Below are 17,505 nucleotides of genomic sequence, written 5' to 3' on the forward strand. Positions count from 1 at the left end.
CAAAAACATATATATTATCCTCTTCAACTTACTCTGTCTTATTCATTTTTAAGCTCTTAGAGACCTCTACACGCTGCGAGTGATAAATTCCCTTACTGCCACTAAAATAATACGCCACAACACATGAAATAGCGTAAAACAGGATATATTCACCGCCAAATAATTCAACTCCAAGTATGATACTTGCCAAAGGAGTATTGGTAGCAGCGGCAAAGACCGCAATAAAGCCTAATCCCGCCAAAAGGTCAATCGGACAACCTAACAAAACAGCCAATGTATTCCCCAGAGTTGCTCCAATGAAGAAAAGAGGTGTTACTTCTCCACCCTTAAAGCCCATACTTAGGGTAATTGCAGTAAGTAACAATTTCCAAAACCAACTAAATGCCTCTACACCATCTTTATTAAATGCTGATACAATACTAACACCACTTCCACTTTGAGTCTTTACACCCAATCCAAGATAATCAGTTGTGCCAAGCAAATAACTTATCGCTAAAACTAATCCTCCGCCAACAATGGGTAGAATCCATTTTAGTTTGATAAACTTACTACTTGTTTCTTTAATCATATCTGAGGTTTTCACAAACAGCATGGCTACTAAACCAAAGGCAATACCTGATAATGTAACTTTTGCAACCAAAACAAAATCAACAGAAGGTTTTAACCACGAAACAGATTGATGATAGTTGATATAATATTCTGTATGCGTAATTCCACAGGCAGTACAAACAACATCGGCCACGATAGCAGCAAACAGACACGGCAATAAAGCATCATACTTGATACGCCCAATAGATAAAACTTCTAAGGCAAAAACTGCTCCTGCAATTGGGGTTCCAAAAACTGCCCCAAAACCTGCTGCAATTCCAGCCATGAGCAATACGCTATTATCACTTTTTGAAAGTCTAATGATTCTCGAAAAAAAAGAAGCAATACTTCCACCAATTTGAACTGCCGTTCCTTCTCTGCCAGCCGAACCACCAAACAAATGAGTAAAGACTGTGGTGAAAATAATGATAGGTGTCATTCTCAAAGGAACCCCATTTTCAGTGCTTTCGTGTATCTCATTAATGATTAAATTGTTTCCAGCCTCTGTGCCTTTTCCATAAAACTGATATAACATCGTGATTACAATCCCTGATAACGGTAATAGATAAATCAGCCAATTATTATTCCATCTAAGTTCAGTTGCAAAATCAAGCATCCACAAAAAAAATGCAACTAACAATCCAATTACAACAGCAACGGGTGTAACCAATAAAATGCTTCGGAATATATGTCGTATTAGTTCTATCTGCTCTCTTGTATTATTGTTCTTTACCATATAGTTCTGTTTAATCTCTCCTGTGTAGGGGAGAAGACTTAGATTATAAATTAAAAAGTTTTTGTTGCGAATGCGTTGGGTAGTTAATTGGCGAATATGTAGTTCATTTTTACCCGTATTTCAACGCTCGCTCTAAATTACGAGTAATTTGTTAGGTGTTGCGAATGAGTCGGGTAAAATAATGGCGAATACGTCGCTACATCAAAATCCAGAAGTACCAAAAAACACATGTTTAGATTAAGCCAGAAATATTTTTTGCGAATCCGAAGGCAAATAGACGAATCTGACGATTATTAATTTGCATGGAATAATAGGCAGCAAATACAAACATGAAAGACAAAATGACAGATTAAGTAAAGAATAGATCGTTAGTAAAATAAAAACTCCTACCTCAGAAAGATAGGAGTTTATGACGATTGAATCCCAAATTGTTGGTATTGCTACCCTCAATGTAAACCTTTACTTAAATTTTTCTTAAAATTCTTTTAATTAGAAAAGCAACGTAAGCCGATAGTTTTTTAATTTATTTAGAAAAGCACTTGTTAATACCTCTGAGTTTGTGTTTACAAAGATAAAGACATTTGTATTAAAAACAAAACATTTGGCAATTATTTTTAAATTTTATTTACTTATGTACTTTCTCTCATATTGTTCATTTAAATCAAATAATTGCTATTATTCTCAATTTCACAAAATTCAAATCGAGAATCTGGACTTTACTTGAGCCAACTTTTAAAAATTACGAAAGCACCTAAAATACAATATAAACAACTGATAATCAATTGGTTAATATTTGTAAACACCCTGTAAACAGCCTCTATTTACAAATATAAAAATATATTTACAAAAGTATTTGGTTTACAATCTCAAACAATTTATATTTGTACATAATCAGTTTATAATTGTAACTATTTACTCTTTTATACTGTTTCATTATGTAAAATTCATAATTTAACTTTGTGACAAAATGAACCTCAACGAAAAGATCAGACGCTTCATAAGTGAGCAAGATTTAACATCCACCAAGTTTGCTGACGAGATAGGTGTGCCTCGTCCGAGTATTTCACACATTTTATCTGATAGAAACAAGCCAAGTTTGGAAATTGTACAGAAAATGTACCGTAGATACCCCGAATTAGGTTTCAATTGGTTTTTGGAAGAAGATGAAACAACGATTAAAACACCCACTCAAGTATCTGGTAATCAAGCACTTACGAGCATAAAACGCCCAGAGTATTCGCCACGAGAATCGAATGAAAGAAAAATGCCAGAGCTTAATACAGCACAACAAAATCTGAATCCTGCCATTTTGTCAAATCTGAACCAAAACCATGGAAGCATTGCTCGTATCATGGTTGTCTTTACAGATGGAACAATTCAGGAGTTCAAGACCAACTGAAAAAATATTATCCCAAATTGAGATTCATTATAAAATGTCTTAACGGCCAAAACACATTACGTTTGTTTTGGCCGTTTTTTTATCCTCTACAATTACAAATCATATCTTCTGTTTTCAGAATCAATTTTATTCTATTACCTTTGTTTATGAATTACGGTGCTATCGGTAAAACTTCTTTTTGCTTTTAGCTTAATAGGGAATCTCGTCCAGCAGTAATGCTCCAATCGAGAACTGTCCCCGCAACTGTAAACCTCCTCAGAATTTCGGTTCTGAAAACTGATTGCCTTGTCTATGGCATACTTAGCTTTACCACTGCTTCTAACCAAGCGGGAAGGTGTCGCAATCAGTGAGGTGAGTCAGGAGACCTGCCGTATTTCGTATGTATCATTTGCTTTCGGAGGAAGAGCAATGTTGCGAATCATTTTCAAAATCCTTGTTTTTTATTAGTCGAAAAGCACCGACTTGACTAACCTTTATTTGGGTTTGAAGTGTGCTTTTTGAAGAATAATTTTATTCTATTTTCAAATGCAAAATCCTGCGAACGCTGCCTTACGGCGTATCAAGAAACTGGCCCAAAAAAGCCAGAATAATATTCCCAAAATTTTACTTTTGGGCTGGAGTTTTGGTATCTCAGTAGGGGCTTTTTCTCAAGAAATTTCATCACCCGATTGCAAGGATTGTAAGCAATTAAACGAAGTTCAGGTGTTCGGATTTTCGCCAGAAAAATTCATGGCGGGATTAAAAGTACAGAAGATTGACTCCATAAATTTGGCTCGATTTCAGTACCAAAACTTGTCAGATTTTTTGCAGTTCCAAGCACCCATAGCCCTAAAATCTTACGGCTCTGGCCAGCTCACAACCATCTCTTTTCGAGGAACCTCTGCAAATCATACAGCAGTACTTTGGAACGGTCTAAACATCAATTCACCAACAGTCGGGCTATCAGATTTATCTACAATCCCACTAATGGGTTTCGACCAAATGGCTATTCAGTATGGTTCGTCGGCAAGTTGTGTGGGTAGCGATGCAGTTGGAGGAAGCATTTTACTAAGCTCTGTACCTAACTGGAACAACAAAGGAGTGAATGCAGTGGTTGGCGGACAATACGGAAGTTTTAGAAGTGGAAATCTGAATGCAGGATTACGCTTCAGCAAAATCTATAAAAATGGCGTCCTCAACGGAAAAACACTTTTCTATGGTGGAAACATCCGAAACTTTGACGGTAAAACTCCAGCACTCAATGAATCAAGAATTGACAGGAATGGTCGTGAATACGCTATTGAACCTTCCGAAACTACTCAAAAAGGACTCGTACAAGATTTATATTTTAGATTTAATACGAATAAAAAATCTTCCTATCGACTTATTTACCTCAATGCTTGGCTTACTGATAATAAACTAACAATTCAACCGAGTATCATTGATTTTAGAGAAATTACTCAAACACAAGCATTAAGATTTATTGGCGGAACACAACTCGATAATACTTCAATAAAGCTTGGTTTCATCAGAGATATTTTAGATTATGGCAAAGGTGATTTCTTAAATCCAAGCAATGCCTCAACTGACCGATACATCATAAGAACCGAACATGACTTTATTAGCCATAAAAACCACGCCGGTTTGACCGTCAGAGCTGGTGGTGAATTCGTTCATTATGCCACCAGAGTTGATGGTTACGGGCCTGATATCATCCATGAAAACCGTGGCGATATATTTGCTCTTATCCGTAAATCATTTGAATGGAATAATCAACCAAATAAAATTATTACGACGCTTAACCTAAGACAAGCACTTTCAAGTCGATACAAAGCTCCATTCACCCCCGCATTTGGATTAATTTTAAATCTTTTTACGAATAAATCTCAACAATTGGAGTTCTTAGGAAATGTAGCTCGTAGTTATAGACTTCCTACTTTAAACGAACGGTACTGGAAAGTTTTGGGCAATATTGATATTCAACCAGAAAATGGTTTCAATAAAGAAATAGGTTTGGAGTATAAACAACTGCACGGACAATATTTCAAATCTTCTTTTTCGGTCAATGCTTTCCATAACCTCATCGACAACTGGACGTATTGGAATCCTGAGAAAAACTATAGGGTAGAAAATCTACAACAGGTTTTGAGCAAAGGAATAGAGTTTAGTTCTTCTCTCAAATACAATGATTTCATTCAGCAGAAAACTGCGGGTTTAATTTTGGCATATTCACTCACCTATGCTTCACAACAAAAAGTGTATGATGTCTATGCTCAAGACCTCATCGGTAAGCAACTTATCTATGTGCCTCGCCATGCGGTTTCTGGCAGTATTTATTACAGCAAAAAACGTTGGAATGCCAGCCTACAAGGGGTGTTCAATTCTGAACGCTATTTCACTTTCGACCACTCAGGTCAGCCTTTCCCGTCATACTTTATCCTTAACTCAACTTTTACACACAAAATCAAAATTATGTCGCAAGATGCTAACTTGATTTTTCAAGCTAATAATCTTACGAACACAGTTTATCCGAATGTCAAACGCAATGCGATGCCAGGTATCAATTTTCAATTGGCAGCAGTATTCAATTTTCATTAGACGCCCTAATATACTGCTAAGTGTATCACGGTATAGAGAAACTTTAGACAACATTATTCTCAACATCAGCAAACAGTCAAAAAGCATTAATAGTAAATTTTCAAACTAAAATTGCGGTAGGCCCGCCCAAAGAAAAATGACAAACAATTTTTTATCAACACGCACACTCAGAAATCTAAGTTTAATTTCATTAACAGCCATCGCATTTAGTTCATGCGAGAAAACAGAAAGTACTCCAGCACAACCTTATGATGATGGCGTCTTCATTATTAACTCAGGAAACTTTTTTGATAATAACGGAACGCTCTCTTTAGTGAACAGAAGTAGCAAAACCGCCTCGACTGACATTTTCTTAAAAGAGAATAACACTTCGATAGCAGGCGGTATTACAGATTATTCAGAGATTGACGAAAAAGGCATTATATTGGTAGATAATTCAACCGATGGAAAAGACGCCATTGAAATAGTCAACGCTCGTACATTCAAAAGTATAGCAAGTATTAAAGGAGAAATAGATAACCCAAGAAAAGTAGTTAAGGCAGGAGCTAACAAAGCCTACATAACCTGCTGGGATACATTTAATCCTGACTATTCATACAAACAAGGCTTCGTGGCAGTGCTTGACTTATCCACTAATAAAATCACAAAAAAGATTCCAGTTGATAAAGGAGCAGAGAGTATCTTAGTAATTGGTACAACGGCTTACGTTGGTAATGTTGGCAGTCAGAAAACAATTAAGGTAATTGATACACAGAAGGACGAAGTAACGACTACGATTGAAGTAGGTGCGAATCCAAGTAATTTTACTTTAGATGCGTCAAATAAAATTTGGATGATTGCCGAAAAAGAATTGAAGTTGTTTAATCCAACGACTAAAATAGTGGAAACAAAATTGAAAGCTGGTACGAATGATAAAAAATCTCCGAGCAGTTTAAGCATCAGTAAAGATAAAAAAACACTTTATTGTACCTACAATTTTTATGATGCAGCCGATGGTTATAAACTTAAAGGAGAAGTAAATGCAATTGATATTGCTACTGGCACAAGCAAAACTTTTATCAATAGAACATTTACAGCTGTTGGCTTCGACACTGAAAGTGACATTATTTACACAAGTCTGATTCCGTCATACAAACAAGCTGGTTATATTTTCAGATACCAAACCTCAGGAACATTAATAGATTCAGTAAAAGCTGAGATAGCTCCGAGCGGATTTTATTTTAAATAAAAGAAAAAACGAATCAGACATTTTATAAGGAGGAAGGCAACTTTCTCCTTTTTTGTTTTATAATTTATACTAAAATTTATCCCTAAAATTCATTTTTAGCGTCCAAATTTGAAAATGCACCACATTATTGGATAAATGAAATTTTCCCATCCATATTACAAACTAATGCTACCTAATTTTAAGCCCCAAATAACTCCATTGAAGCCATCCAAGATTACAGATAAGGTAGTTTATCATTTCTTAAAAAACACACCGCTTAAAAACGATTTTCAAGACCTTTTGAAACCCAAACCTTTTCTATAATATTATACTATTCGTACATATTTATATACTTATAAAATATTTTTCATACACAACAAACAATACTTTTAATACTTTCTTATATTTTTATTTATATAATACTATAAGAACTTTAAATTATATATAATTTTTACTTTTAAATTTACACATATAAATTGGTTTATTATATAAATAAGTTTTATATTTTTAATTAAGTATATAAATATTATTATTTTGAAATGTATTTTTTAAATATATACTTAACAATATTTTTATACATATTTTTTTGTTATTAAATATTAATCATTAAGATTTTAACAATAAATATTTAACAATTAATAAGTACTATTACAAAATATAAGTATATTTTGTTAGATATTAACTTATTAAAAAATACTGTGGATAAAATTAATAACAACGATATTGCTGATATATTTTATTTGACCTATATTGCGGGTAAATATTATTCTTTCATATCCAATGATTATTAGCGTAGTTAACAACAAGGGGGGGGTTGGCAAAACCACTTCAACTCAAAACTTAGGAGCGGCGTTTCAAAAATTTGCAGGAGCAAGAGTCCTGTTTATTGACCTGGATGGACAAGCGAGTTTGACTCGTTGCTTCGGAGTACAAGAAGCTCAAGTAGGAAAAAATCACGTAGGAAATTATTTGACTGGTGAATTATCATTCGATACCGTAGCCATTGAAACACCCATTGGTGATTTACTACCAAGCTCTGCTGAACTGAATGCTAAAGAGGATACCATCAAGGCATCGCCTGTATTTCCATTCAACTTAAAATTATTACTTGATAAGGTCAAGAAAAATTATGAGTTCATCATGATAGACTGTCCGCCAACACTTTCGGGTATGACACGAATTGCACTCATTGCTTGCGATATGTATTTGGTTCCGCTTCAAGCCGAATTTTTGAGTTATGAGGGTTTGCGTAATTTCTTGATTTACTCATCGGAGCTTCAACAGATAAGTCCAAATACACATTTGGGTGGAGTATTTGCAACTCGATACAATCCGAAGATAAACAAAAAATTAAGTAACGACTTAGTTGAAGCAACCAAACAGCAGCTTGGCGATAAGTTTTTCAAAACTACGATTCGTGATAACATTGCAGTTTCGGAAGCACAAGCCAATGGCACGGATATTTTTTCTTACTCGCCAGATAGTAATGGAGCAATGGACTATTATAACCTGACCAAAGAAATTTTGGAAAGTATAAAACAGTAGATTGTTCATAGAGCACCTAAAAGATTTTGAATATACTAATAAGATAGTATCCTAAAGTAAAATTTAAGACAATGGCAAAAAATAAAAATTTCACATTTGAAAGTTTAGTTCCAGCAGGCAAAACCGCTGAAAGTGCAGCAGCAACTCAAGCAAATACGATACTAAATGCTATGCAAGAATCTGGGCCATCAACCAAAGTCACTTTTGACTGCCCGAATGAACTTGTTGAACAAATGAAAGACTATGGGTACTGGGAAGGCATGTCACAAAAAGATATTATAATAGAAGCACTTGGTGTATTCTTTGAAGACAAAAAGATAAAAGAACGCCCAGAAAAAGTAAAAATGCGTAAGAAAGTTGGTCGTAAGCCGAAAGCATTAAAGGCTTTTATGAGTTAAATATAATAAATTTCCTCTGTAAGTTTCAAATCCTGAAACTACGTATCAGAGCATAGTAGCCATTAATTCTCAAAGAAACTGGTATACTATGCTCTTACAACTATTATCAGCATTCTCCAATAAGAGGTATATAATGAAGACTTAATTTAGAATTATTCAGTAGGGGACTCAATTACTTTAGATATTCTCAACACATATTCACAAAATATTTCACTTTTTCCACAAATGTTCCACGTGGATTTTTCTGCATTTGTGGATTTATTTTTCCGAAAATAGTCAATTTGAAGAAATGAAATACTACTTATCAACACTCTACAACTGGCAAGTAAGAAAAATTATCCATACGTTTCAGAAACTACAAATTTATTATTCCCTGATTGAGAATACTCTAACTTAATTTTCGTTTGAAAAATCATTCTAATTTCTGTAAGCAATCATACATGAGATTAAATCTATTTAACGCAATTTGTTCAAAATAGCCTTAACAATAACAGCAGTTTCTTAAAAAATTATATTAATTTAATTGTAGATTTATTCGAAAACCTTGTTTTTAAGCTTTGCGAGAATTGAATATTTACCGACAATCTATCAGGAAACATTTTTCATTCAATTCTCAGCCACAACAAAAATGAGCAAATCATTGAATTAGTCGATAAAATTTAAATGTACTAAACGGAGCAATTTGAATTTTGAAGAGTGTAGTAAGGTGAGAAGTGAGTGAAGGGGTCGAGTAGAAAAGAACACCAATAGGGTTTATATTTAATACTAATTTTACTTATTAAATATAAAGAAAGTATATTATATATACGTATGCTACGAAGATAGCTTGACAGCATTCAATCATCCCGAATTTACAGGTTTTCTAATCACATTAGAAAACCTTATTTTTTTATACGGATACCACCTAAGTCTTTGACTACCAATAGATTGATGAGCCTGCTTAGGCGTTTTGTAATCTAATGAGGCATGCGGACGGTAATCATTATAAGTCTTGATTACTCGTTCAATTACCTCCGAAGCCTCACAAAAAGAAATAAATCCCTTCACATTAAAATCCTCTTTTAAAGTACGATTCAGGCGTTCAGCCATCGAATTTTCATTGGGTTCGGCCGCAGAACACATACTAATTTTCACATTTGCATCCCTTAATAAATCCACATACGCCCACGAGCAGTACTGTACACCTCTGTCAGAATGGTGGATTAATTGTGTGGCTTTAGTGCGGGACTGTAACGCCATTTTTAGAGCTAAAACAGGCCCCTTAGCATCCAACTTTTTTTGTAAAGACCAACCAACAATTTTTCGAGAAAAAGCATCCATAATCAACGATAAATAAGCAAAGCCACGACCACACGAAAGATAAGTCATGTCGGACACCCACAACGATTCTGTTTCGGTTGGAATAATATCTTTTACTAAATTTGGATACTTTTTCAAGCAATGGTCAGAATTGGTCGTAACCACTCTACGACCTTTCTTTTTGACCAATAAACCCTCTTTTTTTAACAAAAGATGAACCTTATCTCGACCCATTTTAATGAAATGGGAAAACAAAAAGGGCTTTAAAAGCTCATACAATTTAGCCGTGCCAATACCAGGTATTCGCTTACGAATAGCCAAGATTTCAGCCAAAACAGCATCAAATTCAAACGAAACCTTTTCTTTCTGCTTGATAGCCGCATACCAAGCTTGACGACTAAACCCAAACAACGAACAGAGCAAACTCATACCCAGCAATGGGTAACGACAAGTCAGCTTTTCAACCGTTTGGGTGCGAACTTTTTTTTGATGGAAATATTCATAGTTTCTTCGGCCACATCGACCAAAGTTTCCCACGCAACAGCCTTCAATTTGAAGAATTCTTTTTCTTTTTCAAGCAACTTGATTTTTGCTTCAAGTTCTTTGATTCGAGCATTGTCTGATTTCATTTTCTTAGTCTTTTTAGGTTTAAGAAGGGGCAAAATTCGATGCTTAAAATACCATCTGTTAAGATGTCGGACACGCTTAAAATCCATCTGTAAACCAGTCTTCAATTCAGTAGAAGAGACCAGTCCAGCACGGTAGCTTTCTACTACTTTTCGTAAGTAGGGTATGAAGTTACGATTTTTTTTATTTCTTTGTAAGTCCTTGATTATCATATATTTATAAGATATATGTCAAGTCAATTTAGTAGCATATGATATGTTTTATAATTTACATTATGTTAAATAATAATTTCCTATTCCCCCATATATACTTGCGATATACATAATAAAAAAAGCCTGCTAAGAAATTTCTTAGCAGGCTTTTTTTATTATAATTCACAAATAAATAATTGATAATCAATTATTTACGTTTAGCACATTGCTCAAGTACTCCTTTCAAATTTTCGAGATTTGAATTTGTATCTTGGTCATCAGCTTTCAATGACTTACATTTATCAAAATATATTTTTGACTGCGTAAAAGTTGCACAAACTTGCTCTTCGATGGCTTTACCTTTCTCATTATAAGTTTTCATATCCATTCTATCTACAGCTCCTTTAGCTACAACGGCAGAGTTAAAATAAAACACTCCTAAGTTATAGTTTGCATCAAAATTACTTGGGTCGATTTCAAGAGCTTTTTTATAATTTGAAACGGCCAAATCTTTCAATTCTGTTTCTTTTGCTCTTAAACTATTTAATTCAGCTTCATTTTTGCTGTTATTTTGTGCTACTTGAGCTGCTTTTTCAATTTTCTTTTTGGCAGCATCAACTTCTGCTCCTGCTGCTGCAATCATTTGATTTACAGAAGCAATGCTACCTTTAATTGAAGCTGCATTTTTAGGCTCTTTTTTCAATCGGTCAGTTAAACGCTTTAATTCTTCTTCTTGAGCAGATTTCTTTCCTTCTACATTTGCTAATTCTTTCTCAGCCTCAATTTTATCTTTAGCAGCTTGAGTTACATCATGTTCAAGTGGACGGATTTTCTTTTCGTATTCTCCAGCACCATTTTCATATAAAGTTCCCAAGTTTTTGAAGTCTTCAGCTAAATTCTTAGCATTCTCAGGTGTATTCGGTGTGCTCGCAACTCTTTGTTTCATCATTTCAATAGCTTCATTCATCATACCACCACCTAAATAAGCATTGATAAGTGAGCTTTGTAAATCTTTATCTTTCGGATTTACGGCAATACCTTTCTTTAAGATTTCTACTGCTTTCGCATGTTCTTTATCGTTTCTGTATAATTCAGACAAACCATAAAATACTGCTACGTCTTTTCCACCTTGGTCGATAAATTTTCCAAAATATGTTTTGGCATCATCCATTGCCTGCCCTTGTTGTGCTACAATACCTGCATATAAAGTTGCGATTGTATCTTTAGGACTTGTTGTCGATGCTAATTTGAAAAGATTAAGGGCTTTACTGTAATTCTTTAGGTTATAATAGCCGGCACCTTGTTGCATCAAAGAAGTGTATAATCTTGATGTTGAACCTGTCATTGCTGCTTCAATATCTTTCACGCCCTTCCCTCCTGCTGCTTTATCTACTTCCAAAGCTTTCAAATAAGTATTGTACGCTTTTTCTGATGCTGTTGAGTCTTTGCCACAATCAATAGCCATTTCAAGTTGAGACTCAGCGAGTTTTACCCATGTTGCTGATTTCAATGCTTTCTTGGCATCTTGAGTTGCTTTTTCTGCTTTAGCTATATTATCAGTAGCGGTTTTACATTGGGCTTCTTTTAGTTGGGCATCAATTGCACCCTGTGCATAAACGCCTGTTGTAAATACTGTCATTACAGACGCTAAAATGATTTTTTTCATTTGATAAATTCGGTTTTGGTGATAATTATTTTCAATTTAGGGTTTTGACTATTTTTTTAGTCGAAAATATGAAATTTCTGAGCAATTAACAAAAGTTTAACATTATCAGTTAATAAACTTCAATAAACAATTATCATCTATTTTCTTGTATTCTAATGTAACCTATTGACGAATAGACATTTATGTAAATCTTTAGGTGAATGATAATTGTTTATTGAAAGCCTCTTCTCTCCTACTCTATTCTAAATTTCTTACTCTACAGTTGGCGTTTCTGACGAACCTGAAACTTCAGTTGCTGAAGATCCATCAACTGCACCATCTGCTGAATTTTCAACTTCTTCTTCCTCTTCTCTGATAATTCGAGTTACGGATGCGATATCGTCGGTATCGCTCATGCGAATGAGTTTAACACCTTGGGTATTACGCCCCATTACACGCAAATCAGAAACCTTGATACGGATAGCAACTCCTTTTTTTGTGATAATCATTAAATCATCATCATCGGTCACTTCTTTGATGGCTACCAAAGCACCCGTTTTATCAGTAATATTGAGCGTTTTAACACCCTTCGCTCCTCTCGACGTTACTCGGTAATCTTCAACATCAGAACGTTTTCCGTAGCCTTTATCCGATACAACTAAGAGTTGCGTATCTTCTCTCGACACACAGACCATTCCAATTACTCGGTCGCCTTCTTCGAGATTAATACCACGAACACCAGTTGCCGTACGGCCCATCGGACGAGTACCTGATTCATGGAAGCGAACTACTTTACCATTACGAGCTGCGATGACGATATTGTTATCGCCGTTAGTCAGAGCAACATCTAAGAGATTATCGCCTTCGGCGATATTGATGGCAATGATACCACCTTGACGTGGACGAGAGTAAGCCTCCAAAAGAGTCTTTTTCACTGTTCCGTCTTCGGTACACATTACGATGTAGTTATTTTTTATGTAATCTTCATCAACGAGCGTTTTGACATTCAATACTGCTTGAATCTTATCATCGGCTTCGATATTGATAAGGTTTTGAATAGCTCTACCTTTTGATGTTTTTGCTCCTTCGGGTGCTTCAAATACACGCATCCAAAATAAACGACCTTTGCGTGTAAAGAATAATAAGTAATTGTGATTGGTTGCAGCAAAAAGATGTTCGGTATAATCTTCATCTTTGGTTTTTACACCACGTGAACCAGTACCTCCACGCCCTTGTGTTCGATATTCTTGCAGTGGTGTACGTTTGATATACCCTTGATGTGAAATGGTTACGAGCATTTCATCATCTGGAATCATATCTTCAATACTAAATTCACCAGCAGCCATCTCAATTTTAGAACGACGTGCATCGCCATAACGAGCTTTCAATTCAGCCAACTCATCTTTGATGATAGTACGTTTACGTTCTTCTGATGCCAAAATTGCTCTCAAATCATCAATAATTGCTTTGATTTCGTTGTATTCAGCAATAATTTTATCACGTTCTAAACCTGTGAGGCGTTGCAAACGCATATCTAAGATAGCTTTTGCTTGAATTTCGCTCAATATAATTCCACTGGCAGCGTCATTGTCGTAAGTTCCTTCGATTTGAAGGCGTTGAACACCCGAACTTAGGAACTCATCTTTTTCTTTAGCCGTCATAAAATTACCTGCCATCAATCCAGCTTTTGCTTCATCGGCATCTTTCGACTTACGGATGAGTGCAATTACGGCATCGAGATAATCTAAGGCAATTAATAAACCAACTAAGATATGAGCTCGTTTTTGTGCTTCACGGAGATCATATTGAGTACGACGAGTGATAATCTCCATGCGGTGGTCAACGTAGAAGCGAATCATATCTTTGAGGTTGACCGTTACGGGGCGACCTTTAGATAATGCTACGTTGTTGATACTAAATGAAGATTGAAGCTCAGTATATTTAAATAAATTATTCAAAACTACATTTGGCACGGCATCCTTACGGAGGTCATATACGATACGCATACCATCACGGTCTGACTCGTCACGCATGTCGGAGATTCCTTCAATCTTCTTATCATTAATCAAAGAAGCAGTTTTCTCAATCATTGCTGCCTTATTGACCATATATGGAATTTCAGTAACAACGATTTGGTCTTTGCCTGTTTTTGACACTTCAAAATTAGCAACAGCTCTAATGACGATACGGCCACGCCCAGTCTCAAACGCAGATTTAACACCATTGTAGCCATAGATAATTCCTCCTGTAGGAAAATCAGGTGCTTTGATGTGTTGCATCAACTCCTCAACCGTAATTTCGTTATTATCAACGTAAGCAGTGATACCATCTACTACTTCCGACAAATTATGCGGAGCCATATTGGTAGCCATACCAACGGCAATACCAGACGAACCATTTAGAAGCAAGTTTGGTATTTTACCAGGCATTACTGATGGTTCTTCGAGGGAATCATCAAAGTTAGGTTGAAAGTCAACCGTTTCTTTGTTGATGTCAGCCAAAAGTTCTTCGGCAATACGCTTTAAACGTGCCTCGGTATAACGCATGGCAGCGGGTGAGTCGCCGTCAATTGAGCCAAAGTTACCCTGTCCGTCAACGAGCATATAACGCAACGACCAAGGTTGGGCCATACGCACCATTGTACCGTAAACTGATGAATCGCCGTGTGGGTGGAATTTACCCAGTACCTCTCCTACGATACGGGCTGATTTTTTGTAAGCACGATTGTGATAAACGCCTAGCTCTGCCATACCGTAAAGCACACGACGGTGAACGGGTTTTAGACCATCTCTAACATCAGGTAAAGCACGTGAGATGATAACAGACATTGAATAATCAATGTACGCACCACGCATTTCGTCTTCGATGTTAATTGGGATAATTGTGCCGTTGTTGGAAGATTGCGAATCGTCGCCAATTGGAGTTAAATTTTCTGTTTCCTCAGCCATTAGCCTTTAATTTTACTTAAATGAAGATAATTATATAATTTTTTTAGGTTTTTATTGTACTTTTCTACCTGTATCATATACAAATTTACTATTTTTTTATGGATTTTGCAAGGAAAATGCGGTGTTTAAAGGTAAAAATAGGGGTTTGATAATATATTAACTATACTTTTTAATAATATATATCTTTTTATTTTATATTATTAGTTTGTTTTGCATAATACTAAATATAATTTTCATAAATATTATTTATGATCAGTAAGCTCTCTATTTAGAATGGTAAAGCTTGATAAAGTAACTTTCTTATCACGATGCAATATTTTTATTACTCTGTAAGTGAGGTTTTGAATATTAAATTGCTTGAACTCAACTGAATAACTTAATGCCATATAAGACAATTCTTACCACGGAGGTACACGAAGTATAAGACTAATTTATACAAAGAAAAAAAAGAAAACTCATTGATTTTTTAACTATAGGCAAATATCTTTGAATAAACACAAAGAAACACTAAATTATCAATTGTGAACCAATAGTCGAAAACTCAACGGCTACAACCGTCTGAATTTATCTTTCTACTCGTAATTAGTGTAAACTGTGAACTTGTGTTTTTCAAAATGTCTGCTTCTACAGTCAATATGTTAGTATTCTAAACTTAATTAATTGTAAAATACATTAAGTCTATATAAGGATTTTGCAAAACTGAGGCGAAAGTATTAAATTTGACCTGTGTACTTCTATCGAACTGTGTGCTTCTAATAAACTGCGTTGATAAATTGAACTTTTATGTTCCAAATACCTCAACTTCTCAAAGCCCCAGACTGTTGTGAGTCATGCTCAAAGGGCTAACCCTATTTAAACTAATGATTAATTACTGATAAACGAATGCTATTTAATTCTCTACAATTTGCTATATTCTTACCTATTGTTTTTGCTCTTTATTGGTTCGTAACAAATAAAAGACTTTACTTACAAAATGCTCTATTGCTCATATCAAGCTATTTCTTCTATGCCTGTTGGGACTGGAGATTTATGTTTTTACTTATGTTTTCAACTTTACTTGATTATTTCACGGGCTTAGAGATGCAGCATGCCAAAAATCTTCAAGTAAAAAAGTTTTGGTTTTGGTTAAGTATTATTGTAAATCTTGGTTTTCTTGGAATTTTCAAGTATTACAATTTTTTCACCGAATCATTTGCTTCGGCGATGTCATCTATCGGATGGCAAGTCAATCCTTTGATGATAAAAGTCATTTTACCTGTTGGAATTTCTTTTTATACTTTTCATGGGCTGTCGTATGTAATTGATATTTATAAAGATAGAATCAAGGCTGAGCAGAGTTTCGTGGATTATGCAGTATTTGTAAGCTTTTTCCCTCTATTAGTTGCTGGTCCAATCGAGCGAGCCACTCATTTACTACCACAAATAAAAAAACAAAGGATATTTGACTATAAGAAATCCGTTGATGGCTTACGACAAATACTTTGGGGCTTATTTAAAAAAATAGTGATTGCTGATAATTGTGCAGAATTTGCGAATCAAATTTTCAATAATTCAACCGAAATGAGTGGAAGTACACTTTTTTTGGGAGCAATATTTTTTACTTTTCAGATTTATGGAGATTTCTCTGGGTATTCAGACATCGCCTTAGGTACTGCTCGATTATTTGGCATTGAATTGTTACGCAACTTTTCCTATCCGTACTTTTCAAGAGACATAGCTGAATTTTGGAGACGTTGGCACATTTCTTTATCGTCTTGGTTCAAAGATTACTTATATATCCCGTTAGGAGGAAGTAGTGGTGGCAATTGGATGCGAATTCGTAATACATTTATTATCTTTATTGTAAGTGGCTTTTGGCACGGTGCTAACTGGACTTTTATTACTTGGGGAGCATTGAATGCTCTTTTCATCATGCCTGCTATTATTATGAAGACCAACCGCAACTATATTGACATCGTTGCTAAAGGCAGGCAATGGCCAAGCATTAAAGAGTTTTCTCAGATAATTATCACTTTTCTTTTAACTGTATTTGCGTGGATATTTTTTAGGGCAGAAAGTATCCATCACGCAACAAATTACATCTCTGGTATTTTTTCTTCTTCAATTTTATCAATTCCACAGTTCGAAGAAACAAAACAAGCATATATTACATTAGCTTTGATAGGTATTTTTGTTTTAATCGAATGGTTTGGAAGAGAAGAACAATACGCTATTGCAAAATTAGGCCACAACTGGAAACGTTCGTTGAGATATGCCTTCTACTACGCAATTATCATTACAATATTCACAAAAATATTCTTATTTTCAGGCCAAGACCAACAATTTATCTATTTTCAGTTTTAGGA

At 35.0% G+C, this 17,505-nt stretch carries 11 protein-coding genes and 1 riboswitch; of the genes, 6 read left to right on the top strand and 5 right to left on the bottom strand.

Annotation, left to right across the window (positions count from 1 at the left end; genetic code table 11):
* Positions 1 to 28: 28 nt before the first annotated feature.
* Positions 29 to 1,324 (bottom strand): voltage-gated chloride channel family protein, encoded by a 1,296-nt coding sequence (locus tag ABR854_RS05220; RefSeq protein WP_350264306.1) that lies wholly within the window; start codon positions 1,322 to 1,324, stop codon positions 29 to 31.
* Positions 1,325 to 2,291: 967 nt separating this feature from the next.
* On the opposite strand from ABR854_RS05220, the gene ABR854_RS05225 reads away from it, so the two are divergent.
* The 5 genes from ABR854_RS05225 to ABR854_RS05245 all read left to right on the top strand — a co-directional run bounded on the left by ABR854_RS05225 (position 2,292) and on the right by ABR854_RS05245 (position 8,450).
* On the top strand, positions 2,292 to 2,723 hold the full coding sequence (locus ABR854_RS05225; RefSeq protein WP_350264307.1) for a helix-turn-helix transcriptional regulator: 432 nt from the start codon (positions 2,292 to 2,294) through the stop codon (positions 2,721 to 2,723).
* Positions 2,724 to 2,860: 137 nt separating this feature from the next.
* A riboswitch (cobalamin riboswitch) is annotated at positions 2,861 to 3,110 on the top strand.
* A 138-nt stretch (positions 3,111 to 3,248) separates the two neighbouring features.
* The gene (locus ABR854_RS05230) at positions 3,249 to 5,300 is read left to right on the top strand and encodes a TonB-dependent receptor plug domain-containing protein (RefSeq protein WP_350264308.1); all 2,052 of its coding nucleotides are present in this window, start codon (positions 3,249 to 3,251) and stop codon (positions 5,298 to 5,300) included.
* Between the two features lie 136 nt (positions 5,301 to 5,436).
* Positions 5,437 to 6,528: a YncE family protein gene (locus tag ABR854_RS05235; protein ID WP_350264309.1), complete on the top strand. Its 1,092-nt coding sequence runs from the start codon at positions 5,437 to 5,439 to the stop codon at positions 6,526 to 6,528.
* A 759-nt stretch (positions 6,529 to 7,287) separates the two neighbouring features.
* A complete protein-coding gene (locus ABR854_RS05240; RefSeq protein ID WP_350264310.1) occupies positions 7,288 to 8,052 on the top strand; it encodes a ParA family protein in 765 nt (254 codons plus the stop codon).
* Positions 8,053 to 8,123: 71 nt separating this feature from the next.
* Positions 8,124 to 8,450, top strand: coding sequence for a hypothetical protein (locus ABR854_RS05245; protein ID WP_350264311.1), 327 nt, complete (start codon positions 8,124 to 8,126; stop codon positions 8,448 to 8,450).
* A gap of 840 nt (positions 8,451 to 9,290) precedes the next feature.
* Here the strand turns inward: ABR854_RS05245 and ABR854_RS05250 are convergent.
* From ABR854_RS05250 to gyrA, 4 genes are all read right to left on the bottom strand, one after another.
* Positions 9,291 to 10,178 carry an IS3 family transposase gene (locus ABR854_RS05250; RefSeq protein ID WP_350264312.1) on the bottom strand — a complete coding sequence of 296 codons (888 nt, stop codon included), beginning with the start codon at positions 10,176 to 10,178 and terminating at the stop codon, positions 9,291 to 9,293.
* Positions 10,179 to 10,201: 23 nt separating this feature from the next.
* Positions 10,202 to 10,378, bottom strand: coding sequence for a hypothetical protein (locus ABR854_RS05255; RefSeq protein ID WP_350264313.1), 177 nt, complete (start codon positions 10,376 to 10,378; stop codon positions 10,202 to 10,204).
* A gap of 397 nt (positions 10,379 to 10,775) precedes the next feature.
* Positions 10,776 to 12,233 (bottom strand): tetratricopeptide repeat protein, encoded by a 1,458-nt coding sequence (locus tag ABR854_RS05260; RefSeq protein WP_350264315.1) that lies wholly within the window; start codon positions 12,231 to 12,233, stop codon positions 10,776 to 10,778.
* A 251-nt stretch (positions 12,234 to 12,484) separates the two neighbouring features.
* Positions 12,485 to 15,160, bottom strand: coding sequence for a DNA gyrase subunit A (gene gyrA / locus ABR854_RS05265; RefSeq protein ID WP_350264316.1), 2,676 nt, complete (start codon positions 15,158 to 15,160; stop codon positions 12,485 to 12,487).
* Between the two features lie 1,041 nt (positions 15,161 to 16,201).
* On the opposite strand from gyrA, the gene ABR854_RS05270 reads away from it, so the two are divergent.
* A complete protein-coding gene (locus tag ABR854_RS05270) occupies positions 16,202 to 17,503 on the top strand; it encodes an MBOAT family O-acyltransferase (protein WP_350264317.1) in 1,302 nt (433 codons plus the stop codon).
* The last annotated feature ends 2 nt before the right edge of the window (positions 17,504 to 17,505 follow it).

It is taken from the genome of Emticicia sp. W12TSBA100-4, assembly GCF_040253585.1.
Classification (GTDB): Bacteria; Bacteroidota; Bacteroidia; order Cytophagales; family Spirosomataceae; genus Emticicia.